The organism is Methylomonas rivi (genome assembly GCF_024505165.1).
GTDB classification, from domain to species: domain Bacteria; phylum Pseudomonadota; class Gammaproteobacteria; order Methylococcales; family Methylomonadaceae; genus Methylomonas; species Methylomonas rivi.
The window spans coordinates 1-22,125 of the sequence record NZ_JANIBK010000009.1; the positions used below are offsets into that span (position 1 = coordinate 1).

Consider the following 22,125-nt stretch of genomic DNA (forward strand, 5'->3'; position numbering starts at 1 on the left):
TGCCGGCCGCCGTGGCGAATTTGCACGCCGATCATTGGGACAAGGCCGCCCGCGCCATCATGACCACCGACACCTTCGCCAAAGGCGCATCGACGGTCGTCGAGATCGCCGGCCGGCCCGTCACCATCACCGGCATATCCAAGGGCGCCGGCATGATTCAGCCCAACATGGCTACGATGCTGGGCTTTATTGCTACAGATGCAAATATCGAGCAAACCCTGCTGCAAGAATGTTTATCGAATGCCGCGGAACTGTCTTTCAACCGCATTACGGTCGACGGCGATACCTCGACGAACGACGCCTGCGTGTTATTGGCCAGTGCCTGTAGCGATGCGCCGGAAATTACAGCGGACACTCCGGAATACGCCGTTTTTGCGGATGCGGTCACCCGCATTTGTAAGCGCTTGGCCGAACTGATCATTCGCGACGGCGAAGGCGCCACCAAGTTGATCCGGATTGCGGTGGAGCAAGCGTTAGATAACAACGAAGCCGTGCGGGTGGCCAAAACCATCGCTCATTCGCCGCTGGTGAAAACCGCCTTTTTCGCCAGCGACCCGAACTGGGGGCGCATCCTGGCGGCGGTGGGCAGAGCCGGCGTGGAAAACATGGCATTGGATAAAATCGAAATTTATCTGGGTACCGTATGCATCGTCGAAAACGGCGCCCGCTCGCCCGCTTATACCGAGCAGGACGGACAGCGCGTCATGAACCAAGCCGAAATTACCGTTACGGTGCGTTTGGGCCGCGGTGCCGCCCGCGAAGAAGTCTTAACCTGCGACTTTTCCTACGATTATGTGCGCATCAATGCCGAGTACCGTACCTAAATGACCGTAAACTCGGCCGTGCATGTTGCCGTCGGCGTGATCCGCGACGGCAACGGCAACATTCTGCTGACCCAACGCGCCAAACATGCCCACCAGGGCGGGCTATGGGAGTTTCCGGGCGGTAAACTGGAAGCGGACGAAACCGTCATTCAAGCCCTGCGGCGCGAATTACGGGAAGAGGTGGGCATAACGGTACGCACCGCCAAACCCTTGATTAAAATCAATCACCGCTATCCGGATTTACAGGTGTTGCTGGATGTCTGGCAGGTGTTCGAGTTTGCCGGCGCCGCCACGGCCCTCGAAGGCCAAGCCATGCGCTGGGTTGCGCCGCACCGGTTAAGCGATTACGCGTTTCCGGCCGCCAATGCGCCGATTATTACCGCCTCCCGCCTGCCCGACCGCTATGCGATTCTGGAAGGCCGCAATACGAAGCAAGTGTTGGCCAATCTCGACCGCATCATCGGCAACCGGGTTGATTTGCTGCAATTGCGGCTTAAAACGTTGCCCGCGGCGGAAATCTCCGCCGTTTATGCCGCCGTCCTGGCAAAATGCAGGGCACGCGGCATACAGGTATTGCTGAACTCCGATCTCACGTTGAGCGATCAAGCCGCCGACGGCCTGCATCTCAGCAGCCGGGCCTTGCTTGCCTGCCGATCCAGACCGGCAAACTATCCGTGGGTGGCGGCCTCTTGCCATAATTTGGCGGAACTGCGGCATGCCGAACATATCGGCGCGGATTTCGCGGTCTTGGCACCGGTTTTACCGACTTCTACGCATCCCGCCGCTCAGGCGTTGGGCTGGGAAACCATGGCGGGCCTGATAGCGCAAGTCAATCTGCCTGTATTCGCCTTGGGCGGTCTGAACCTGGATGACATGGACAGAGTGCTGCATGCCGGCGCTCAGGGTATTGCCGGTATTAGCGCTTTTTTGAGTTAGTTTTTCGGCTCTACTCGTCGCCGCCGAGCAAATCGGCATCAAAGTCCGTCAAAATCGGCTGGCCGGGAATTTTATGCGCTTCGGTGGCCCAATCGCCCAAATCGATCAATTTGCAGCGCTGGCTGCAAAACGGCTTGAACGGCTGCTCCGCCACCCAGGGCACGGGGGCTTTGCAGGTCGGACAGGCGACGATGGCGGTAGCCGGTTTGCTCATTACACCGCGCAACGGGACAAGGTAAAAGAAATATCCGCCTGTGTTTGGGTCGGCCGGTTTTCGTCATTCGACGGCATCATAAAACGGATGCTGAAGCGGTGTTTACCGCCGCTGATCTCGGCAAAACAAGCCACCGACGCCGGCACGCCTACCCGTAGCAACTGCACCGGATGGGTTTTATCCAAGGCCAGTTGAAAAAAGCCGGCCTGGGCAATTTCTTGTTTCGGCACGCTGCTTTGGCGGATAAAGCCCAAAATCAGATCGATAGCGATGCGGATATCCGCAAACGGCTGCGTCCATTGCTGAAAATCTTTTTGCTGTACGGCCCGGTCTTGTTCCAGCCAATAATGGAACGCCGGCAAATCGAACGAACAGGTGCCGCCGGGAATCGTGCTGCGCTGCGAAATGCTCTGAAACAAACCGCTTTCCATCACGCTGGCGCCGACTTTGCCGCTGGCATTATATAAATTCCGGCTGGCTTGGTTCAGCTCCAGCAGAATCGCCTGTAATTTTTGTTTATCGACATCCTGGCTGCTGCTCAACATCCCCAATACCTTGGCATGCCTATCCAGCTCCTTGATCAGTTCCGATTTTAAATCGCTGCGGCTGAATATGACCAAGACATCCAACAAGGTGTCGACAGCCGCGCGCTTATCGAAAACCGAATCCCCGGCCATGAAATGGCTGAGCTGTTGAAATAATTGCTCCAGGCGCATAAACACCCGAATTCGTTCGTTAAGAGGGAATTCGTAGGTCGTTTGTGTATTCAAGCCGATGTCGTCCCAGCGGTGGCTAATAAAAGATAGGAATTGTGCAGTCTTTTAACCTGTTCTGCAAGGCGCTCGGGGGCGGCGGTATTGTCAATCACATCATGCGCCAGCGCTAAACGCTGCTGGCGCGTGGCTTGCGCGGCGATGACCGCCATTGCCTGTTCCCGGCCGACCTTGTCCCGGCTCATGACGCGTTGAATTTGGACCTGTTCCGGGCAATCGACCAGCAGCATCCTATCCAGCGTATAGTTATTTTGCGTCTCCACCAGCAGCGGAATCACCAATAGGCAATATATCGCCCGCAAGCGGGTAATTTGGGCCTCCATTTCCTTAAAAATCAAGGGATGCATGATGGCGTCCAATTGCCGCTTATGCAGAGGATCGGAAAAAGCCAATTGCCGAAGCCTTGCCCGGTCGAGCGATCCGTCCGGATTGACGATCGCCGCGCCGAAAGCGGCCGCAAGCCGCGATAAGGCCGGCTGCCCGGGCTCCACCAACTGCCGGGCAATCACGTCGGTATCTATAATGGGCACGCTTAAGTCGGCAAACAACCGGCAAACGGTCGATTTTCCGCTGCCGATGCCGCCGGTTAAACCCACCTTCAGCATTAGCTACAACCCGGCGAAATTCAGATACAGACGGTTTAAATCGCTGCCCCAGATCAACGCCAGCCAACCGGCGGCGGCCAAGTAGGGACCGAACGGAATAGGCCGGCCGGCATCGCGTTGTCCGAACGCGATCATGGCGATACCGATAAGCGCGCCGACCAGGGAGGACAAGATAATGATCAAGGGTAAATACTGCCACCCCAACCACGCGCCCAGCAAAGCCAAAAGCTTAAAATCGCCGAAGCCCATGCCTTCCTTGCCCGTCAGCAGTTTAAACAGGCGGTAAACGCTCCAAAGGCTCAAATAACCGGCCACGGCCCCGATAATACTGGCATGCGCATCGGTATAAACGGAAAACAGACTTAAACACAAACCCAGCCACAAAACCGGCAAGGTGATCGAATCGGGCAGCAGCTGGTGATCGATATCGATGAAACTCAGCGCAATCAAACTCCAAGTCAGCACCAAACCGAACAGCATGGGCCAGCCATAACCGAAATGCCAGGCCACCAGCGCCGAACATAACCCGGTAAACGCTTCGATCAGCGGATAGCGCGGCGAAATAGGGGCCGCGCAATGTCCGCACTTCCCATGCAACCACAGGTAACTGAGTACCGGGATATTTTGATAGGCCCTGATCTCGGTCTTGCAAGCAGGGCACCGCGACCCCGGCCAGAGCAAATCGAAACGCTCGCCCTCGGGTTCCGCCGGCATTTGCAAATACGCCAGACAGTCGCGCCGCCAGCCGTTTTGCATCATGACCGGCAGCCGGTAAATCACCACATTCAAGAAACTGCCTATCATCAACCCCAATATTGAGGTCAACACGATGAGCAAAACGGGCGACTGCTGCAAGGTCGTTAGTAACATATTCAATTTAAAAAACAATGATTGAGCATTAATGCCGGGCAACCGGGCCCGGAATCGGGAGAATTGCTGTCTAGCCGACGGCGGCGCCGAGCTTGAAGATCGGCAGATACATCGCCACGATCAAGCCGCCCACCAAGACCCCCAGCACCGCCATAATGAGCGGCTCCATCAGGCTGCTGAGGTTATCGACCAGGTTATCGACCTCTTCCTCGTAAAAATCGGCTACCTTGTCCAGCATGCTGTCGATGGAACCGGATTCTTCGCCGATAGCCACCATTTGCACCACCATATTGGGGAACAAGCCGGTCTGAATCATGGAAAATTGCAGCTGTTGGCCGGTGGCGACATCGTCGCGCATTTTCATCACGCCGTCGTAAAACAGGATGTTTCCGCAGGCGCCCGCCACGGATACCAAGGCTTCCACCAACGGCACGCCGGCGGCCGACATGGTGGACAGGGTACGGGCAAAACGGGCTATGGCGGATTTTTCCAGAATCATGCCGACTACCGGAATTTTCAGCAAAGTCCTGTCCAAAAAGTGGTTAAACGGCCGCGAGCGTTTTTTGAAATAACCGAAGGTATAGCCTACGCCGCCAAGCACGCCGACCACGGCCCACCACCATTCCTGCACCCATTCCGACAAACTGATGACGAACTTGGTGAAAGCCGGCAAATCGGCGCCGAAACCTTTAAACAAATCCTCGAACACCGGCACCACGAAAATCAGCAAAATAGCCGTGACGATGAAGGCCACAACCAACACCGCAATCGGATAAGTCAGGGCTTTTTTGACCTTTTTCCGAATGGATTCGGTTTTCTCCTTGTAAGTGGCGATTTTGTCCAGCAAACCTTCCAACACCCCGGCCTGCTCGCCGGCGTTTACCAAATTGCAGAATAAATCGTCGAAATAGATAGGCCTTTTTCCCAACGCTTGGGCCAAGGTATCGCCGCCTTCGATATCGGCCTTAACCCCCAGCAGCAACTCCGCCATACTGGCATTGTCGTGGCCCTTGCCGATAATGTCGAAGGATTGCACCAACGGCACGCCCGCTTCCAACATGGTTGCCAATTGCCTCGCAAAAACGGCGATATCGCCGGTGCTGATTTTTTGAACTTTTTTGCCGAACAGCGGCTTGGGCTTGGGTTTGATCTTTACCACCCGGACGCCCATTTTCCTTAATTCGGTACGGGCGACAGCCTCGCTTTTGGCGCTGATCAGGCCGCCGGTTTTCTTACTCTGCTTATCGAGACCTTCCCAGAGAAAGTCGATTTGGTCTGTTTCTTTGGCCATGGTTTATTCCTTGGTGACGCGGTCAACTTCTTCCAGCGACGTGATCCCCAGGCGCACCTTTAACAAACCTGACGCCCTCAGGTCGTTAATGCCTTCGGATTTCGCCAGTTCCGCCATTTGCATGGCATTGCCGCCGCTTAAAATCAGTGCCCGCATTTTTTCGCTGATAGGTAAGACTTGATAAATACCTACCCGCCCCTTGTAGCCGTTGTTGCAATGTTCGCAGCCCACCGGTTCGTAGACTTTGAATGTGCCGATGTCTTCTTGGCTATAGCCCGCGGACAGCAATACGCTATCCGGAAAGTCGGCCTCTTTTTTACAATATTCGCAAAGCCGCCGCGCCAACCGCTGCGCCATGATCAAATTCACCGCCGAGACGATATTGAACGGTTCTATGCCCATTTGCATCAAGCGGTTGATGGTTTGCGGCGCATCGTTGGTGTGCAGCGTCGACAACACCAAGTGACCGGTTTGCGCGGCTTTTACCGCAATGCTGGCCGTCTCGAGGTCCCGTATCTCGCCCACCATGATAATGTCGGGGTCTTGCCGCAAGAAAGCGCGCAAGGCCTCGGCAAACGTCAGACCGGCCTTGGGGTTGACGTTAACCTGATTAATGCCTTCCACGGTAATTTCCACCGGATCCTCGGCCGTCGAGATGTTCCGTTCTATGCTGTTCAGAATGTTCAAACCGGTATATAAGGATACCGTTTTACCGCTACCGGTCGGCCCGGTCACCAGCACCATGCCGTAAGGCCGATGAATGGCGGATAAAAACAGTTTTTGCTGTACTTCTTCAAACCCCAATTTTTCAATGCCGATCTGGGCGCTGGAGGGGTCGAGAATCCGCATCACCACCTTTTCGCCGAACAGGGTCGGGCAGGTGTTTACCCGGAAATCGATGGCGCGATTTTTGGACAACTGCATCTTGATCCGGCCGTCCTGCGGCACCCGCCGTTCGGCGATGTCCATTTTGGACATCACCTTGATCCGGGAAATAATCCGGTTGGCGATGCCTACCGGCGGGCTGGCAATCTCCGACAATATACCGTCGGTACGGAAGCGGATGCGGAATTTTTTTTCGAACGGCTCCAAATGGATGTCCGAAACGCCTTTTTTAATCGAATCCAGCAGAATTTTGTTGACGAAGCGGACGATAGGCGCGTCGTCCACATCGGAGGTGACTTCTTCCGCCGGCCTTTCCTCGCCGCCGGAAATGTCGATATTGTCCAGATCCTCATCCAGCAGATTGCCCATGGACGTATCGACGGCTTCCAATGCCGCATCGATGGCCTTGATGAGTTTTTCCTCTTCCACCAGAATATTTTCGGTATTCAGCCGGGTATGAAATTTTATTTCATCCAAGGCCTGAAAATTAGTGGGGTCGGCGGTAGCGATAAACAGGCGGTTGCCGCGCTTGAATAAAGGCAAGGCATGGTGCTGGCGAATCAGTTTTTCGCTCACCAGCTTGATGGGGACGCCGCTTAAATCCACCGCATCCAGATCCAGCAGCGGCACCCCAAATTCAGCCGACGCCAAATTCGCCACGGTGCGGCTGTCCACCTGCTTGTTTTTGACCAAATAGCTGACAAAAGGCAGTTTATTTTTTTTGGCTTCCTCTACAGCGGCCGTTGCGGCCTCCTCCGTCAGCACGCCTTGCTGAATAAGGCATTTGGCCAAACCGCTAAAATGTATATTGGAAGGTGCTGTCGCCATGTGAAGTAATTTCTTTTAGTTATGCTGCAACTATAGATGAATTAAGGATTTTGTCCATACGCTTTAAGCGTAGACGGCGACACCCTGGCGCGCTTAATTCAACAATTGCATGATGAGCCGTTTGATGGACTGAGGCTCGAACGGTTTGTCTAAAACGGCCGAAACCCCCGCGTTCTCGATCGCGGCCAGACGATTTTGATTTTGTTCGCTGGTGACCATTAAAATCGGCACGGTCGAAATCTGCTCGGCATCGCCGCGTATCGCATTGACCAACTGCAGGCCATCCATCTCCGGCATATTAAAATCCGTGACTATCAGGTCGAAGAAATGCTCCTGAAACAACGCCAGGGCCTGTTTGCCGTCGTTGGCGCAGGTGATGCGCTCGATCCCGATATTATTCAATACCCGTTGAATGTATTTACGGGAAAACTCGCTATCGTCGACCAATAGGACGTGCAGTTCCTCCACATCGAGATGTTCGAGAGCGGCCTTTTCCGGATGCAAGTAATCCAGCGATGCGCACAGCGCCGTATCGAGAGCCTGCTGCGTAAACGGTTTGGGCAAAATCGCTATCGCCCCCGCTTGACGAATGGGCTCCAGGTATTGAATGTTGGTTTCGCTGGAAATCAATAAAAAAGCCATGTCATAGGATTCGCCGTCCTTACGGATGCTATGAATCAAGTCGACGCCCGTCATGTCGGGCAAATACATGCTGCTGATAATCAGATCCGGCTTGGCTTTTTTAAGCCGCGCCAGCATTTCGCCGCCGCTGGACACAAACGTCACCGCATGAATACCGCTGGCTTGCAAGTGCTGGTTAATGATGATCTGCTGAGTATGGGAGGGTTCTACTAGAAACACCTCCAGGGCGGCAATTCCGTTCTCATTCATACGTTAATGATGTTTCATCCGGTATAAGGTTAGTCCGATCTGTGCTTGTTTCGCAAAATGCTTGACCGCTGAAAAATCTTCGGCGGTCAACGCCTGATGTTCAAGCCCCCGGTCGCAATAAATCAAACCGATCGGCTTATTCTCCACCTGGATCGGAAACACAAAACATTCGTGCCGGCCAAACTGCGCTTCGATTTGACCGGTATAAAGCGCGCCGTGCTGGCCGGGCTTGAGCCAAAGCCCTTCATGATCGTACAAGGCATGAAATAGCAGATTACCCCCGGCATCCGTATTGTAGACGCGAATTTTTTCATTGGCATCGGACTTTTTCCAACCCAGGGAAATTTTTTCGTTTAGGGACTTTTTATCCGGCCCCAGCAACAGGAATACGGTTCTATCCATTTCCACTCCACGATACACCCCTTCCAACACCATCTCAAACAACACATTCAAATCGATGCTACCGCTGATATGCGCGGTAATATCCTGTAAAACCTGAAACTGAATTTGTTTTTTATCCGGTTGCGCCTCTTCCGGCATGGCAACAAACGGTTGGAGCCGCTCCGAACTGATATATTGCGACGCATCGTGGGCGCCGAATTGTTGGGCAATATCGACCGCCATCAAGGTATTGGCCCTGATTTTAGCCTTGATGCCGTCAAGGCTGCCGCCGCCGAGATGCTGCAATTTCCGCAAGCATCCCTCCATCTCTTCCGAGTCGATCCCGTGCCTGAGGGCCAGACAAATCCGGCTGCCCATGCACACGGTCTGGACCCGCTCATCCTGCGACTGCGGATGGCTGATGGCCTCATGAATCAGCCCGCCCAAATGCCAGGACTTACTGAGTTTCTTGCCCAAATCATTCAGGCAAAAACCCAGCACTTGCTTTTCGGCCTCCTCGCCTTCCAGACCGCTCGACGCCAATTTCTCATGCATGCCGGCGGTTTTCCGATTGCTGGAACACCAAAAAGCCACATGGCCGATATTATGCAGCAAGGCCGCCACGAACACCTCTTCGGGCGACTGGTCCCGTAAGGTAATGGCCAATTCGCGCGCTTGCACCGCCGCGTGAATAGCCTGGGCAATTTCCTTATTTGCCCGTTCCTTGTTGGCCGGCGACAAAATCGATTCGAAAAAAGAACAGGCCAGCGTCAGCTCGCGGATCATCTGCATCCCCAAAATCACAATGGCGCGCGACACGGTGCTGATCTTTTGCCGGGAGGGATTGTAGTACGGGCAATTGCCGACTTTCAGCAATTTGGCGGTAAGGCTGGGATCCTGCAAAATAATGGAAGCCAGTTCCATGGCCCCCTTCTTTCTATCGTCCATGGCGGAATAAATCTTTTGCGCGGTATTGGAAAAAATCGGCATTTCCTCTTCGCGCAACAGCTCGGCCCACGCCTCCAAACCCTGGGGTTGCATCTCGTTTAAAGCGCCCGCGTTCATTTACAGCGCTTTAATTTTGCCGTACTGCTCGTTGAGATTTTTCAACGACGACTGCAAGCTCGCCAGTTTCTCGCGCTCCTTGGCGATAACTTCCGGCGGTGCTTTATCGACGAATGCGGCGTTGTTCAGTTTGCCTTCGATGCGCGGTACTTCTTTCTCGATGCGCTGGATTTCTTTTTCCAGCCGCGCCAGTTCGGCATCTTTATCGATCAGACCGGCCATCGGGATCAGGATTTTCATGTCGCCGACCAGCGCAATCGCAGATTCCGGCGTATTGTCCGTTAGTCTCAACCAGGTAATGCTTTCCAATCGGCCCAGTTTCAGTAAGTAGCTTTCGGTGGCTTGCAGAGCTTCTTGGTCAGCCATGGAACCGTTTTGCAGCAACACATTTAAGGGCTTACCGGGCGCGATATTCATCTCGCCGCGAATCCGCCGAATACCAAGAATGAACTCCTTTACCCATTGGATTTGCTGTTCAGCGAAGAGGTCGATGGTTTTATCTGTCTCCATTTCCGGATAGGGTTGTAGCATGATGGTGGCGGCGGTGACGCCCGCCAGCGGTGCGACCCGTTGCCAGATTTCCTCGGTGATGAACGGCATAATCGGGTGCGCCAAACGCAGTACCGTTTCCAATACGCGTAACAGAGTTTGACGGGTGCCGCGTTGCAATAGCAAGTCATCGCTTTGCAAAGAGATTTTCGCCAATTCCAAATACCAGTCGCAGTATTCGTTCCAGGTGAATTCGTAGATGGCTTGCGCTGCCAAGTCGAAGCGGTAGGTTTTAATCGCGTCGTTGGTGGCGGCGATAGTGTGATTCAACTGCGCCAAAATCCATAAATCAGCTTTGCTGTATGTGCATTCCGCGCAATCGATACCGTTATCCTGCTCTTCGGTATTCATCAACACGTAGCGCGCCGCGTTCCACAATTTGTTGCAGAAGTTGCGGTAGCCTTCTGTACGTTGCAAGTCAAAGCGAATGTCGCGGCCGGTCGAGGCCAGCGAAGCGAAGGTAAAACGCAGCGCGTCGGTACCGTAGGACGAAATGCCGTCAGGGAATTGCTTGCGGGTGGCTTGCTCGATTTTTTTGGCCAGATGCGGCTGCATCATGCCGGAAATGCGTTTTTCCACCAAGGCTTCCAGATCGATACCGTCGATAATGTCGATAGGGTCCAGCACATTGCCCTTGGATTTGGACATTTTCTGGCCTTCGGCGTCGCGTACCAGGCCGTGGATATAGACTTCCTTGAACGGCACCTCGCCTTGAAACTTCAAGCCCATCATGATCATTCTGGCCACCCAGAAGAAAATGATGTCGAAGCCGGTCACCAGCACGCTGGTCGGGTAATGCGCGGCCAATTCCGGGGTTTTATCCGGCCAACCCAGCGTCGAAAACGGCCACAGCGCCGACGAGAACCAGGTGTCCAGCACGTCCTCGTCCTGGAATAGCGGGTAATCCGCCGCCAAACCGTGTTTTTCGCGGATTTCCGCTTCCGAGTGGCCAACATAAGTATTACCCAGATCGTCGTACCAAGCCGGAATCCGGTGACCCCACCAGATTTGCCGGGAGATGCACCAATCCTGAATGTTGCGCATCCATTCGAAATAGGTGTTTTTCCAGTTGTCCGGCACGAACTTGATGGCCCCGGTTTCCACGGCTTCAATGGCCGGCTTGGCCAGCGGGGCAATTTTGACATACCACTGGTTGGTCAAAAACGGCTCGATCACCGCGCCGGTACGGTCGCCGCGCGGCACCATCAATTTGTGGTCGGCGATTTTTTCCAGCAAGCCTTGCGCTTCCAGATCGGCAACGATTTTTTTACGGGCCTCGAAGCGGTCCAGACCGATATAGGCTTCCGGAACCAAACTAAAGCCGTCGTCGTTACCGCGCACGGCAGCGTCGACGGTAAAGATATTGATCAAGCCGCCGTGCGGCAAGTCGGCGATGGCCGAGATTTGTTTGTGCCGCGTCCAGACTTCGTAGTCGTTGAAGTCGTGGGCCGGGGTGATTTTTACAACACCGGTACCGAATTCCGGATCGACATACTCGTCGGCAATAATGGGAATCCGGCGGCCGGTCAGCGGCAGTTCGACGAATTCGCCCAGCAAATGCTTGTAGCGTTCGTCTTCCGGGTGAATCGCCACCGCCGCATCGCCCAGCATGGTTTCCGGCCGGGTGGTCGCCACCAAGATATGCCCGGAGCCGTTGGTCAGCGGATAACGCATATACCACATGGAGCCGTTTTCTTCTTCGGACAGCACTTCCAGGTCGGAGACGGCGGTGTGCAGCACCGGGTCCCAATTCACCAAACGTTTGCCGCGGTAAATCAGACCTTCTTCGTACAACTTGATGAACACTTCCTGCACCGCGGCCGACATGCCGTCGTCCATCGTGAAGCGTTCCTTTTCCCAATCCAGCGACGAACCCATGCGCCGCAACTGGCGGGTAATCGTACCGCCGGACTCTTCCTTCCATTCCCAGATTCTGTCGATAAACGCCTCGCGGCCGTAATCGTGGCGGGTTTTGCCGTCGGCGTTAATGATGCGTTCCACCACCATTTGGGTGGCGATACCGGCATGGTCGGTACCGGGTTGCCATAAGGCGTTATAGCCCTTCATCCGATGATAGCGGGTCAGCGCATCCATGATGGTGTCCTGAAACGCATGCCCCATGTGCAAACTGCCGGTGACGTTGGGCGGCGGAATCATGATGCAATAAGACGGCCCCCCGCGATTGGCCGCGAAATAGCCGCTGTCTTCCCAAAGTTGATACCAGCGTTGTTCGATTGCGTGCGGGGAATAGGTTTTGTCCATGTTCTATGTTTAATGCGCTTGGGTTTAAATTGAGGTTATTTTAACCGTAAAATGTCAGTAGAGAAGGATTATGGCCGGTTAGTCGCGAAGTCGATGAAGTTTTGCAAAACGTATATACTAGCCGAATATACACCGTTTTCAGGAGAGCAACCATGGCCACCGCCCGTATTTTTCAATCCGGTAACAGTCAAGCCCTACGTTTACCCAAGGAATTTCGTTTTAACAGCGACCGTGTGGAAATTTTCCGCCGCGGCGACGAAATCGTATTACGGGAAACGCCGGTTAGCGCGATCGCAATTTTCGATGCGCTGGCAGCGTTACCGGAGGACTTTATGCCAGATGGTCGAGAGGACCTGCCGCCGCAAGAACGCGAGTCGTTCTGATGCGCACACGTTATTTGCTCGATACCAATATCTGCATCTATATCGCCAAGCACAACCCTCCGGAAGTGCGGGAGCGGTTTGCTCGCCACTCCGCCAATGAGCTGGCGATGTCGGTCGTAACGCTGGGTGAGTTGATTTACGGTGCGGAGAAAAGCCAATCGAGGGAACGTGCTCTGGCAGTGATCCAAAATCTGACCAACCTAATCCCAATCCACAGCGTGCCGGAAGCCGCCGGTGAACACTACGGACAAATCCGCGCCGAGTTACAACGCCAAGGACAAATCATAGGCAACAACGACTTATGGCTGGCAGCTCATGCCCGGTCAGCGAATTGGATTCTGGTGACCAATAACGAACGAGAGTTTTTGAGAGTAGCTGGATTACAAGTGGAGAATTGGGTGGATGGTATTTGACTGATTTTTGCTTTTAAAATTGAGTCGCTATCGCGACCGGTTTGTTAGAAACATTTAGCCTGGATGGCGCATTTCTCCTGAACGCTGAAGTTAAAAACTGAAAATTGTTAGGCTTTCGCATAAAAGGCGGCACATGAAAAAAGTTCATTAGAAACTCTGATTAGCGATAGCGTAATCGGAGGAATGAAAGACTCCAAATTCGTGTGCATTTATGCTTTTTAGGGTAAATCGCAACTACCATATCGCCACCCAATCATGACTCTTCGCGAACTCACCCAACAATTCGCCTCGGAAGGCCGAATCGAAACCATCGTTTTACGTCCGGCGCGTGGCGAGCCAGCCGTTTTTGTCGATGAAGCGCGCGCGGAGCCGGGGCGAGGATTGCTTGGCGATAGACGGGCAAATACTGCGCGCTCCGGCAGGCAATCGACCAAGCGAGAACTGACTTTATTTCAGGCCGAGCATTTACCCGTTGCCGCCAACTGGTGTGGGCTTACGAAACTGGAGCCGACTCGTTTGCGACGTAATTTGGTAGTTTCGGGGCTTAATCTTATCGGTATGCGTTCACCGTTCCCGGATATGATGTTGGAATGGGCGGTGGGTGATGAAGTGATTATCGAAATCACCGGGCCTTGCGATCCGTGTTCGAAAATGGCTGCCGAATTGGGCTTGGGAAGTTACAACGCGTTGCGCGGCCACGGCGGCATGACGGCGCGAATCGTCTCCGGCGGCTTGATTCGTGTCGGTGACAGTGTGCGTTTAAATGCCATTCGGCAACTGGAACCCAAAATCGAATCACCCTGAACACAACGGAAAAACAATCAAGCCCGTTGCCGCTGCAATATCAAAGCGGTTTTGGTAAAGGCTTGCAATACCGGACCGGCGCCGGCAATCGCCACCGCATCCACCAGGCAATACCAAGCCGCCACGCCGCTGGGCGGGTTACCTTGCGGTAATTTCGAAGCGGGATCAATCGCGGCCCAGGCCCAAGTACCGGCACCGGTACCGACAATTTCCAGCCAGGATGTGATGAAAAATGCCCCCAAATACACCATGGGCGAGCGGCCTTTGAATAAGTAAATCAGAAACACGCCAAACAACACGGCGCCGATAATATCCTGCCGTTGCGACCAAGCGCTAATACCCCAGAACGCCCAGAAGCCGCAGACACTCACCACAAACACGGCAATACGCCGGGCATGGCGCATAAAAAAACCCGAACGCCCCAGTGCCACCGCCGTCAGGTAGACCAGACCGTGTCCGGCAGGCACGTATGCCGGCACATTCTCGAACCGGTAGATATAGCCTTTCATATAAATGGAGGCAAAATACTCGCCCACCACCGCAAATGCGACGGCAACCGCCACTTGGGTACGCACGTATTTGCATTCGCCGCGCAAAAAGGCGATCAAAAAAATCCAGCCGAAAAACGCCAATACGTATTGCATGAACCGCGGCGCAAAACCGTCGGTGGTCAAGCAAATCGTGGTGGTCACAAAAGTAAAGCCGGCGATAAAATAATCCCGCCGGTTATGCTCGGCGGCAACATTCGCAGGCGGAAAATGAGGCAGGGTAAAAAACGTCATCTGTGGTTTAGGTACAATTAAATAAATGCGTAAGCAACCGCAATATAACGCAGTGCCTTACCAAAAAAAATAGCGAGTATTGAAGAAAATAGCGACAGCCTCAGCCAGCCGGCGGCAAAACATAAACCGTCGCCCACGACGGGCAACCAGGAAAACAGTAGCGCCCAACTGCCCCACTGTCTGACTGTCCGCAAGGATTTACGCTGCTTGCCCGTCAACAAGGTTTCCGCGGGATATTTTTTTGCCGCCCACATCCCCAGCCACCAAGTGGTCAACGCCCCCAATGTGTTGCCGACCGTGGCGACCATCACCAGTTGCTCGACTGCATGCTGCCGGCTATTCACCAAATACGCCAATACCGCTTCCGAACCGCCGGGGGCTATGGTCGAGGATATGAATGCGCTGATGAACAACCCCGCCATGCCGAACGTCTCCAATTGCAATTTCTTTCTCCCATAAAAAAGCCCCTGAAACGCGGTGTTTCAGGGGCTTTAAATCGCTTAGTTTATTTATCGGGCAGCGGAATGGCTTTTTTGCTTGAAAGTTTTTTCAGCAATTTGCTTATGATATTTACCGCAAAACCGATGGCTTGGGAAATCCATTCGAATACCGTGGCGATAACTTCTCCCACGCTCATGCCTTTAAAGCGTTTTGCCAACAAAGGGGCAACCAAAACGCCGATGGCCAAACCCACCACGCTGACGCCCGACAGAAAAGAGTCGTCGGCCGCCGCGACGGTATCACCGCTCTGCGCTTTGGGCTGGGATGCCGAGGCCTCCAACGCCGCGGCCGCAACTCTGGCCGCCGCTTCTTGGGCCTCGAACGCTTCGGCCGAGAACGGTTTGCCGCTGTAATCGTCGGGAAAAACGCTGGCCGTCAGCCCTGGAATGCTGGGCAAATCTTCGGAGCCTTTACCCACTTTCAACTGAGCCTTCATACCCTTTTCCATATGCTGGGCAATATCGCAATGCACCAGATAGGTTTTATCGCCGGGCGGCAAAATCAGCGTACCGGACACACTGCCCGGGCCGCTGACTTCCAGGTGAAACATGCCTTTCGGATACAGATACTTGGGCAAACCATGCATCATCCATTGATGGCGGATTTCGTCATCGTTGATAAAATGCACGGTCAATTTCGTGCACGGTTCGAATTGATATTCCTGCTGATCGAAGGCCCACATGGTGCCGGGAAATTTTTCGGAATATTTATGCCCTGCATGCACCGTAAGTTCCTTGGTGCCCGCAATTTTGTCGCAGCCGCCGGGTAAAGTATCCGTGTTTTGCCCCATCACCATGCCGCCATCCATGTCCATCAAGTGGCCGTCGCCATGGTTCATCATGTTTTTGTGCTCCTGAAACTCTTTCGCGGAAACACCTGAAACAGAAAGCGCACAAACCAGGGCGGCAATCGATACTGTTTTGACCATTAGAGCAATTCCTCTATAACAAAGTCGAAATTTAAAAAATCATGAACAACATGCCGACAGACGGGCGCGGGATGCGGAAAAGGCAAATCGTTCATCCTGTCCGCATGTAATGACAGGATGAACGCCGATAAGTTTAAAGCTCTTTCGCTTTACCCATCAATTCATCCACTTTTCGTTTGAAGCCGGCATGAGACAAATAGGTGATGTAAAGACCCGCGAACAACACCAATGCGTATAAGCCATAGCTACCTTTACTGGTAGGTTGACCGCCGCCGGCCTTAAAGCTCATATGGGCATCCAGACGCTCGCCGCTGTCTTGGAGCAAAGTAATATGGATCAGATATTTACCGGCTTCCGGCACGCCGTTATCCAAATTCAAAATCACGGTGCCCGATTTGTGTTTTTTGGGCTCTTGATAGAAAACCCGAGTGCCTTCCGGCTCTTTGGTGACTTCAAACTCAATGGCTCTATCGCGGTAGCGCTGATCCTGATAATCGAATACCAGCTGGATCAATGAATCGGTGTCGGGAATATTGCCGCAGAATTCTTCCGCCGGATAGGCTTTGGGTTGGTAGGCGGTGTAATGAATCCAATGATCTTTTTCCAGTTCGAACTTACACTGGTCGGTATCCGTACCGGCCGCACCGCCATGCGCCCAGGCCGACGCGGAAAAAATCAGCCCGACGAGAGCAAAAAGACTATTTCTGAAAATACGCGTTGTTTTCATGTTTACCCTTCCCGTTGTTAATAATTTTATTATTATTCATGCCGTTAAGCATGATGCGATTTAGGATTGCGATCCTTAAACCTAGGACCGCAATCCCGCCAAAATCGGCTTTAACTCTAGCACATCGTCCATAGCAAATAAAGGTATTACTTATATGGCATTCCGCGCCCGCCCGCTTAACGGAATTTTTTTTGTCATCGGCAAAAGACAATCCTTATAATGTGGGAATGCTCTTTTTACTGCCCATAAGCCGGCATCTCCGAGGGCTCCCCTATCCGAGTTATCACAAAAAATATGTCCAAATTAATCGACTCTCCCGAATGGAACGCCGCCAAACAACATCACCAGGAAATTGCCGGCCAATTTTGCATGAAAGAGGCTTTTGCCAAAGACCCTCACCGCTTCGATAAGTTCTCCGTCACCTTTAACGACTTACTGTTCGATTATTCGAAAAACCTGATTACAGAGCAAACCATGCCTTTGCTGATCGATTTGGCAAACCGGGCCGAACTGCGCACCAAAACCGAAGCCATGTTTTCAGGGTCGATTATCAACACCACCGAAAAAAGGGCGGTATTGCACACAGCCTTAAGAAACCGCGGCAACAGCCCGGTGCTGTTTCGCGGCCAGGATGTGATGCCGGAAATCAATAAAGTTCTGGCAAAAATGCGGATTTTCACCGAACAAGTACGCTCCGGAGCCTGGACGGGCTTTACCGGCAAACGGATTACCGACATCGTCAATATCGGCATCGGCGGTTCCGACCTGGGCCCGAAAATGGTCGATACAGCCCTGGCGCCTTACGGCATGGAAGGCTTGAAAGCGCATTTCGTATCCAATGTCGATCAAACCGACATTGTCGAAACCTTAAAGCCTCTCAACCCCGAAACCACCCTGTTCCTGATTTCCTCGAAGACCTTTACCACTCAGGAAACCATGACCAACGCCCGTTCGGCGCGCAACTGGTTTTTGAATACGGCGAAAGCCCCCGCTCACATGTCGCAGCATTTCATCGCCATCTCCACCAACGAGGAAAAGGTCAAGGAATTCGGCATCGACCCCGGCAACATGTTCGAATTTTGGGACTGGGTGGGCGGACGCTACTCGCTGTGGTCGGTGATCGGCATGTCCATCGCCCTGTATATCGGCATGGATAATTTCGAGGAATTGTTGACGGGCGCCCATCTGGCGGACGAGCACTTCCGGCATGCGCCGTTCGAGGAAAATATCCCCGTCATCATGGGTTTGCTGGGCATTTGGTACAACAACTTTTTCGAGGCCGAAACTTACGCCATTCTGCCGTACGCACAATCGTTAAAGTATTTCGCCGATTATTTTCAACAAGGCGACATGGAAAGCAACGGCAAAAGCGCCACCATCAACGGCGAAAAGGTCGATTACAACACCGGACCGATTATCTGGGGCCAACCCGGTACCAATGGCCAGCATGCGTTTTTTCAGCTGATCCACCAGGGCACCAAATTGATTCCCGGCGACTTTCTGGCCGCGGCGCAAAGCCAGTACGATTTGCCGGACCATCACGACATTTTGATTTCCAACTTTCTGGCGCAAGCGGAAGCCCTGATGCGCGGCAAAACCGAAGCGGAAGTCAGACAGGATTTAAGCCACCAGCCCGAACTGGACGACGCCCTGATTGCGTCGAAAATTTTCGAAGGCAACAAGCCCTCGAATTCGTTTCTGTTCAAAAAACTGACCCCCAGAACCTTGGGCACATTGATTGCATTTTATGAGCACAAAATCTTCGTGCAAGGCGTGATCTGGAACATCAATTCCTTTGACCAGATGGGAGTGGAACTCGGTAAAGTGCTGGCCAAGGCCATTTTGCCGGAACTGAAAAACGAAGACGAAATCAACAGCCACGATAGTTCCACCAATGGTTTGATCAACACTTATAAAAAACTGCGCAAGGCGTGATCCGTTTTGTCCATTTGGATTGCGCGCCGTAACGCACGCACAAAAAACCCGGCCGAGCCGGGTTTTTAAATGCATTTTAAGCGAATGCTTAAGCCTTTTTACGGCGGGTCATCGGACCCAGCACACCCGCCAAACCGGCGCCGAACATCCATACCGCGGCAGGCAAAGGCACCACATGCACTTGGCTGTTGACATAATTCACATCAACCAAGGCACCACCCGGTAAAGTAAAGCCAGTATCATCAAAAGCGGGATTCCCGATGCTAATCGTTGTTTCCGAGCCCACGGCACCCAAAATGCCGAAGGTGAACGAGGCGATGGCAAAAGAATTTCCGGCATCGCCCGCCGTTAATTTACTTAGAAAAACGTAATCAATACTGCCTGAATTTTCATCGCTGACAAAAGCGCTATCCCATGGCGGATTGGCAACCGTACTACCGACATAACTCAAGACCAATGGATTCCAATTTAGCGAAAAGGCGGCCCCGTCAGGTCCTTGGGTAAAATTATATCCCCTTAGATCCAATGTCAACGTGTCGCCCTCGCTCGCGTTGATAACATTGCCTTGGCTGAACATCACGGTATTCGGCGCTAAAACGGTAGCCGAAACAGGGCCTGCAAACATCACAAGGATGACCAAGCCACTCACAATCGAAACAGGCTTCTTAAAAATTTCGTTCATATATTCTCCGAATTTATTTGATGTTGATGTATTCATTACAAATTTCTCTATTTGTGCAGGAATCGGCCCCGTGTCGCGGGCCGATCCCCTCGACAAAAATTAGGGTGCAACGCCCGACGGCCCCGGCATTTTCCCCAAATATCCCTTGGCGATACTCAAGTCGGTTGGGTCGACGATCCCATTTCCATTCAAATCTTCATGCCCATTTGGAGATACTTTTCCCAGCAAAGCCTTTTGTTTTGACAGATCGGTAGGATCAACCACCTTGTTCTGATTGAAATCCGCATCGCAAATATTGCCGTAGCCGTCCCCGTCGGTATCGCGCTGATTGGCGTTGGCCACCCGTTTGCAGTTATCCAGATTATCCGCCACGCCGTCGCCGTCGGTATCCGGCGCCGGCGGAGCGACAACCGAGCCGGCGAATTCGGCACTAGCGATTACCGTGGATTTTTGCGTGGACGCATCGAACATGGTTTTGAAATCCACCACTTCCGGCGTTGCAGTATCCGCAAACAAGTCCTCGGCATACGCATGCGACAGGGTTTGGTAAACCAATTCGGCCTTGACCGTGTAATCACCCGCCGGCAAACCGCCGATCCGATAGCCGATCTGGTCGCCGCCGCCGATGAAGTTGCTGTCGGACAAAGCGGCACCGACAACCCGCACGTCGGCAGGCGCAGCGGCTTTATCGAAGCCGGGCGGCAGAATGCGGTTGTCTTTCAGGTATTCCTTGCCGCGCAGCAGGGTGTAGGTCACTTCGCCTTCATTGTTGCCCATGATGGCTTCATAGACCTGTACTTGATCTTCCGCCGTGATTTGGTCGTAATGCGGCTCGAAGGTATTGCCGTTGTCGTCGGCATCGACGCCTTCGACGCTACCGTCGGCATTGACCTTGCCCGATTCCCAAACGATCCGGTTTTGCGGGTCGGTCACCGTGACGTGCAGAATGGCCCGCCTTGACGGATAGCTGGTCGGCAATTTGTGACCGGTGGTGCTGTTGATTTGCAAAGTAAAATCCAGCGCATTCGGCGTTGAACGTTGTTCGACCACACTGACTGTCGCCGCGCTTTTCAGCATCGCGTCGGTTTTGGCCAGGGTTTCGGCAAAATTGTTCGACAACACGCCGAGCTGGTTTTTGTTGTTATTCAAAATATCCAGCATCAACTTGTTGGCGCCGACCAAGTCGTGAATCGCGAAGTTGTTACGCAACCCGGACATGCCCATGGTGGAGATTTTCACCCCATCGGAACGGCTCATGTGGCAACCCTGGCAGCTTTTTTGGCCGACATAGCTGCTTTGTTCCCACTCCATATACGGGGTTTGTTCGGGAAACTCGCTTTCCGGCGTGGTGCTCAGCACGTTGCCGGCCGCATCGACATACGGCGTTTTCAAGTTATGGCAGGACGCGCACAGTTTGGAGTCCTTGGTATGCGCGCCATAGGTCGGCGTATAACCGGTATGCATCACCATCGGCATCGTGAACAGCGCGGTATCGCCCGGTCCGCCGTAAGGGCCGTAGATGGTTTTTGTATCGTTGATTGCATAGTTGCCGGACATGGTCGCCAGCGTGCCCAAAGCCGGCGTGGCCGGAATCTGGTGGCACAAGGTACAACTGACGCCGTCCATTGCCGCATTGTGTTTGGCGTGGCCGACATCCAGAATACCGCCGTCGAAAATGGTTTGGCTGGCGATGGTGTTGTCTTTTTTGGCTTGAGCATTAGCCATGGGCGCATGGCACTTGCTGCATTTGTCGTTAATGACGCCTTGCAACTCGGGATGACGCGCCATTTCGCTACGTACTTTGGCCCGCCAAAATGGATCTCGGCTGGAGTTCGCCATCATGGTCGACGACCAGTCGGTGACGATGGACACATCCTTGCTTTGATTGTCGACGATGCCGTTGTGGCACATCGCGCAATTTTGCGAACCCGAGAAATGGCTGCTACTGAAGGCCGGATCGCCCGCATCGGCCGGGTCGCCGGCAAAAGGATTAACCGGAACGCTCGGACCGGTGCCTTCTTCGACCACCACCGCATCAATGTCATAGGTCTTGTAATCGGGCGTCGGCGCACTGTTGAAAAACCTGAGTTCCGCCGCCGGATTGGTGGCACTGGCGGTAAAGGTATAGGCCAGCAATTGAAAGCTGCCGCTGACGTTGGAAAAAGCGGTATTGAAGCCGGCCACCGAGATTTCCAGCGGCGTATAGCCGGCGGTCGTGCCCTTGCGGGCCTGGAACGACAGCGTGTAAGTCACGCCGGCGGTGACCGGGAAGGTGGTTTTGATGCCGGAACCCTGATTGATCGCCATGGCATAAATGCCTTCGACGACTCGGCTGGTGTAATTGCCGCCGGGACGATTTTTGTTCATCAAATAGGGTCTTTCGCCGACCCCATCATCTATCGCGGTCCAGCCGGTAACGCTGGTGGCGTTATTGGATAGAAACAGATAGGTGGTGACGGTACCCGGACTTTCGAAGCCGCCGTTGTTTAATAGATTGGCGGCTGTTGCCGGCGATAACGGCAGTGCCGCCGCCAGCATCAGCAGGATGGTTTTTATAATTTTCATGAATTCTCTCGCGTCATAGTTGCCCGAATCG

21 protein-coding genes are annotated in these 22,125 nt (G+C 53.5%); 6 read left to right on the forward strand and 15 right to left on the reverse strand.

Annotation, left to right across the window (positions count from 1 at the left end; translation table 11 throughout):
* Both argJ and NP596_RS03085 read left to right on the forward strand, forming a co-directional pair.
* On the forward strand, window positions 1-824 hold an 824-nt coding region (gene argJ / locus NP596_RS03080; RefSeq protein WP_256613753.1), incomplete at its 5' end, for a bifunctional glutamate N-acetyltransferase/amino-acid acetyltransferase ArgJ.
* Entirely contained in the window at window positions 825-1,760 is a 936-nt protein-coding gene (locus tag NP596_RS03085) for a Nudix family hydrolase (RefSeq protein ID WP_256613754.1), read from the forward strand. It begins immediately after the preceding gene.
* 10 nt (window positions 1,761-1,770) lie between these two features.
* On the opposite strand, the gene yacG is transcribed toward NP596_RS03085, so the two are convergent.
* From yacG to NP596_RS03130, 9 genes are all read right to left on the reverse strand, one after another.
* A complete protein-coding gene (gene yacG / locus NP596_RS03090; RefSeq protein ID WP_256613755.1) occupies window positions 1,771-1,974 on the reverse strand; it encodes a DNA gyrase inhibitor YacG in 204 nt (67 codons plus the stop codon).
* Window positions 1,974-2,744, reverse strand: coding sequence for a cell division protein ZapD (gene zapD / locus NP596_RS03095; RefSeq protein WP_256613756.1), 771 nt, complete (start codon window positions 2,742-2,744; stop codon window positions 1,974-1,976). The genes yacG and zapD overlap by 1 nt, the downstream gene beginning before the upstream one ends.
* Window positions 2,741-3,352: a dephospho-CoA kinase gene (gene coaE / locus NP596_RS03100; protein WP_256613757.1), complete on the reverse strand. Its 612-nt coding sequence runs from the start codon at window positions 3,350-3,352 to the stop codon at window positions 2,741-2,743. Before coaE ends, zapD begins: the two co-directional genes overlap by 4 nt.
* Window positions 3,353-3,355: 3 nt before the next feature.
* Window positions 3,356-4,222, reverse strand: coding sequence for a prepilin peptidase (locus NP596_RS03105; protein WP_256613758.1), 867 nt, complete (start codon window positions 4,220-4,222; stop codon window positions 3,356-3,358).
* A 70-nt stretch (window positions 4,223-4,292) separates the two neighbouring features.
* Window positions 4,293-5,513 (reverse strand): type II secretion system F family protein, encoded by a 1,221-nt coding sequence (locus NP596_RS03110; RefSeq protein WP_256613759.1) that lies wholly within the window; start codon window positions 5,511-5,513, stop codon window positions 4,293-4,295.
* Between the two features lie 3 nt (window positions 5,514-5,516).
* Window positions 5,517-7,226 (reverse strand): type IV-A pilus assembly ATPase PilB, encoded by a 1,710-nt coding sequence (gene pilB, locus NP596_RS03115; RefSeq protein WP_256613760.1) that lies wholly within the window; start codon window positions 7,224-7,226, stop codon window positions 5,517-5,519.
* A 93-nt stretch (window positions 7,227-7,319) separates the two neighbouring features.
* On the reverse strand, window positions 7,320-8,117 hold the full coding sequence (locus NP596_RS03120) for a response regulator (protein WP_256613761.1): 798 nt from the start codon (window positions 8,115-8,117) through the stop codon (window positions 7,320-7,322).
* Window positions 8,118-8,120: 3 nt separating this feature from the next.
* The gene (locus NP596_RS03125) at window positions 8,121-9,563 is read right to left on the reverse strand and encodes an HDOD domain-containing protein (RefSeq protein WP_256613762.1); all 1,443 of its coding nucleotides are present in this window, start codon (window positions 9,561-9,563) and stop codon (window positions 8,121-8,123) included.
* Window positions 9,564-12,374, reverse strand: a complete 2,811-nt coding sequence (locus tag NP596_RS03130; RefSeq protein WP_256613765.1) for a valine--tRNA ligase — start codon at window positions 12,372-12,374, stop codon at window positions 9,564-9,566. It abuts the gene before it with no gap.
* A gap of 152 nt (window positions 12,375-12,526) precedes the next feature.
* On the opposite strand from NP596_RS03130, the gene NP596_RS03135 reads away from it, so the two are divergent.
* From NP596_RS03135 to NP596_RS03145, 3 genes are all read left to right on the forward strand, one after another.
* Window positions 12,527-12,757: an antitoxin gene (locus NP596_RS03135; protein ID WP_256613767.1), complete on the forward strand. Its 231-nt coding sequence runs from the start codon at window positions 12,527-12,529 to the stop codon at window positions 12,755-12,757.
* Complete coding sequence (vapC, locus tag NP596_RS03140) at window positions 12,757-13,170, forward strand: type II toxin-antitoxin system tRNA(fMet)-specific endonuclease VapC (protein ID WP_256613768.1); 414 nt, start codon at window positions 12,757-12,759, stop codon at window positions 13,168-13,170. Before NP596_RS03135 ends, vapC begins: the two co-directional genes overlap by 1 nt.
* A gap of 255 nt (window positions 13,171-13,425) precedes the next feature.
* A complete protein-coding gene (locus tag NP596_RS03145) occupies window positions 13,426-13,974 on the forward strand; it encodes an MOSC domain-containing protein (RefSeq protein ID WP_256613769.1) in 549 nt (182 codons plus the stop codon).
* Between the two features lie 17 nt (window positions 13,975-13,991).
* Here NP596_RS03145 and NP596_RS03150 read toward each other — a convergent pair whose 3' ends face one another.
* From NP596_RS03150 to NP596_RS03165, 4 genes are all read right to left on the reverse strand, one after another.
* Window positions 13,992-14,756, reverse strand: a complete 765-nt coding sequence (locus NP596_RS03150) for a hypothetical protein (protein WP_256613770.1) — start codon at window positions 14,754-14,756, stop codon at window positions 13,992-13,994.
* A gap of 17 nt (window positions 14,757-14,773) precedes the next feature.
* Window positions 14,774-15,199: a YqaA family protein gene (locus NP596_RS03155; protein ID WP_256613771.1), complete on the reverse strand. Its 426-nt coding sequence runs from the start codon at window positions 15,197-15,199 to the stop codon at window positions 14,774-14,776.
* A 62-nt stretch (window positions 15,200-15,261) separates the two neighbouring features.
* Window positions 15,262-16,185 (reverse strand): cupredoxin domain-containing protein, encoded by a 924-nt coding sequence (locus tag NP596_RS03160; protein WP_256613772.1) that lies wholly within the window; start codon window positions 16,183-16,185, stop codon window positions 15,262-15,264.
* Between the two features lie 133 nt (window positions 16,186-16,318).
* Window positions 16,319-16,912, reverse strand: coding sequence for a hypothetical protein (locus NP596_RS03165; protein WP_256613773.1), 594 nt, complete (start codon window positions 16,910-16,912; stop codon window positions 16,319-16,321).
* Window positions 16,913-17,206: 294 nt separating this feature from the next.
* On the opposite strand from NP596_RS03165, the gene pgi reads away from it, so the two are divergent.
* Window positions 17,207-18,847, forward strand: a complete 1,641-nt coding sequence (gene pgi / locus NP596_RS03170; protein WP_256613774.1) for a glucose-6-phosphate isomerase — start codon at window positions 17,207-17,209, stop codon at window positions 18,845-18,847.
* An 88-nt stretch (window positions 18,848-18,935) separates the two neighbouring features.
* On the opposite strand, the gene NP596_RS03175 is transcribed toward pgi, so the two are convergent.
* On the reverse strand, window positions 18,936-19,565 hold the full coding sequence (locus NP596_RS03175; protein WP_256613775.1) for a VPLPA-CTERM sorting domain-containing protein: 630 nt from the start codon (window positions 19,563-19,565) through the stop codon (window positions 18,936-18,938).
* Window positions 19,566-19,628: 63 nt separating this feature from the next.
* Window positions 19,629-22,094 (reverse strand): DUF642 domain-containing protein, encoded by a 2,466-nt coding sequence (locus NP596_RS03180; RefSeq protein ID WP_256613776.1) that lies wholly within the window; start codon window positions 22,092-22,094, stop codon window positions 19,629-19,631.
* Window positions 22,095-22,125 lie beyond the last annotated feature (31 nt).

Coding starts and splice junctions, on each gene's coding strand:
- NP596_RS03120 (WP_256613761.1), bottom strand. CDS start 8,117: ATGAATGAGAACGGAATTGCCGCCCTGGAGGTGTTTCTAGTAGAACCC.
- NP596_RS03150 (WP_256613770.1), bottom strand. CDS start 14,756: ATGACGTTTTTTACCCTGCCTCATTTTCCGCCTGCGAATGTTGCCGCC.
- NP596_RS03165 (WP_256613773.1), bottom strand. CDS start 16,912: ATGAAAACAACGCGTATTTTCAGAAATAGTCTTTTTGCTCTCGTCGGG.
- NP596_RS03110 (WP_256613759.1), bottom strand. CDS start 5,513: ATGGCCAAAGAAACAGACCAAATCGACTTTCTCTGGGAAGGTCTCGAT.
- NP596_RS03135 (WP_256613767.1), top strand. CDS start 12,527: ATGGCCACCGCCCGTATTTTTCAATCCGGTAACAGTCAAGCCCTACGT.
- NP596_RS03145 (WP_256613769.1), top strand. CDS start 13,426: ATGACTCTTCGCGAACTCACCCAACAATTCGCCTCGGAAGGCCGAATC.
- pgi (WP_256613774.1), top strand. CDS start 17,207: ATGTCCAAATTAATCGACTCTCCCGAATGGAACGCCGCCAAACAACAT.
- NP596_RS03180 (WP_256613776.1), bottom strand. CDS start 22,094: ATGAAAATTATAAAAACCATCCTGCTGATGCTGGCGGCGGCACTGCCG.
- vapC (WP_256613768.1), top strand. CDS start 12,757: ATGCGCACACGTTATTTGCTCGATACCAATATCTGCATCTATATCGCC.
- NP596_RS03105 (WP_256613758.1), bottom strand. CDS start 4,222: ATGTTACTAACGACCTTGCAGCAGTCGCCCGTTTTGCTCATCGTGTTG.
- pilB (WP_256613760.1), bottom strand. CDS start 7,226: ATGGCGACAGCACCTTCCAATATACATTTTAGCGGTTTGGCCAAATGC.
- coaE (WP_256613757.1), bottom strand. CDS start 3,352: ATGCTGAAGGTGGGTTTAACCGGCGGCATCGGCAGCGGAAAATCGACC.
- NP596_RS03125 (WP_256613762.1), bottom strand. CDS start 9,563: ATGAACGCGGGCGCTTTAAACGAGATGCAACCCCAGGGTTTGGAGGCG.
- NP596_RS03130 (WP_256613765.1), bottom strand. CDS start 12,374: ATGGACAAAACCTATTCCCCGCACGCAATCGAACAACGCTGGTATCAA.
- NP596_RS03160 (WP_256613772.1), bottom strand. CDS start 16,185: ATGGTCAAAACAGTATCGATTGCCGCCCTGGTTTGTGCGCTTTCTGTT.
- yacG (WP_256613755.1), bottom strand. CDS start 1,974: ATGAGCAAACCGGCTACCGCCATCGTCGCCTGTCCGACCTGCAAAGCC.
- NP596_RS03085 (WP_256613754.1), top strand. CDS start 825: ATGACCGTAAACTCGGCCGTGCATGTTGCCGTCGGCGTGATCCGCGAC.
- NP596_RS03175 (WP_256613775.1), bottom strand. CDS start 19,565: ATGAATACATCAACATCAAATAAATTCGGAGAATATATGAACGAAATT.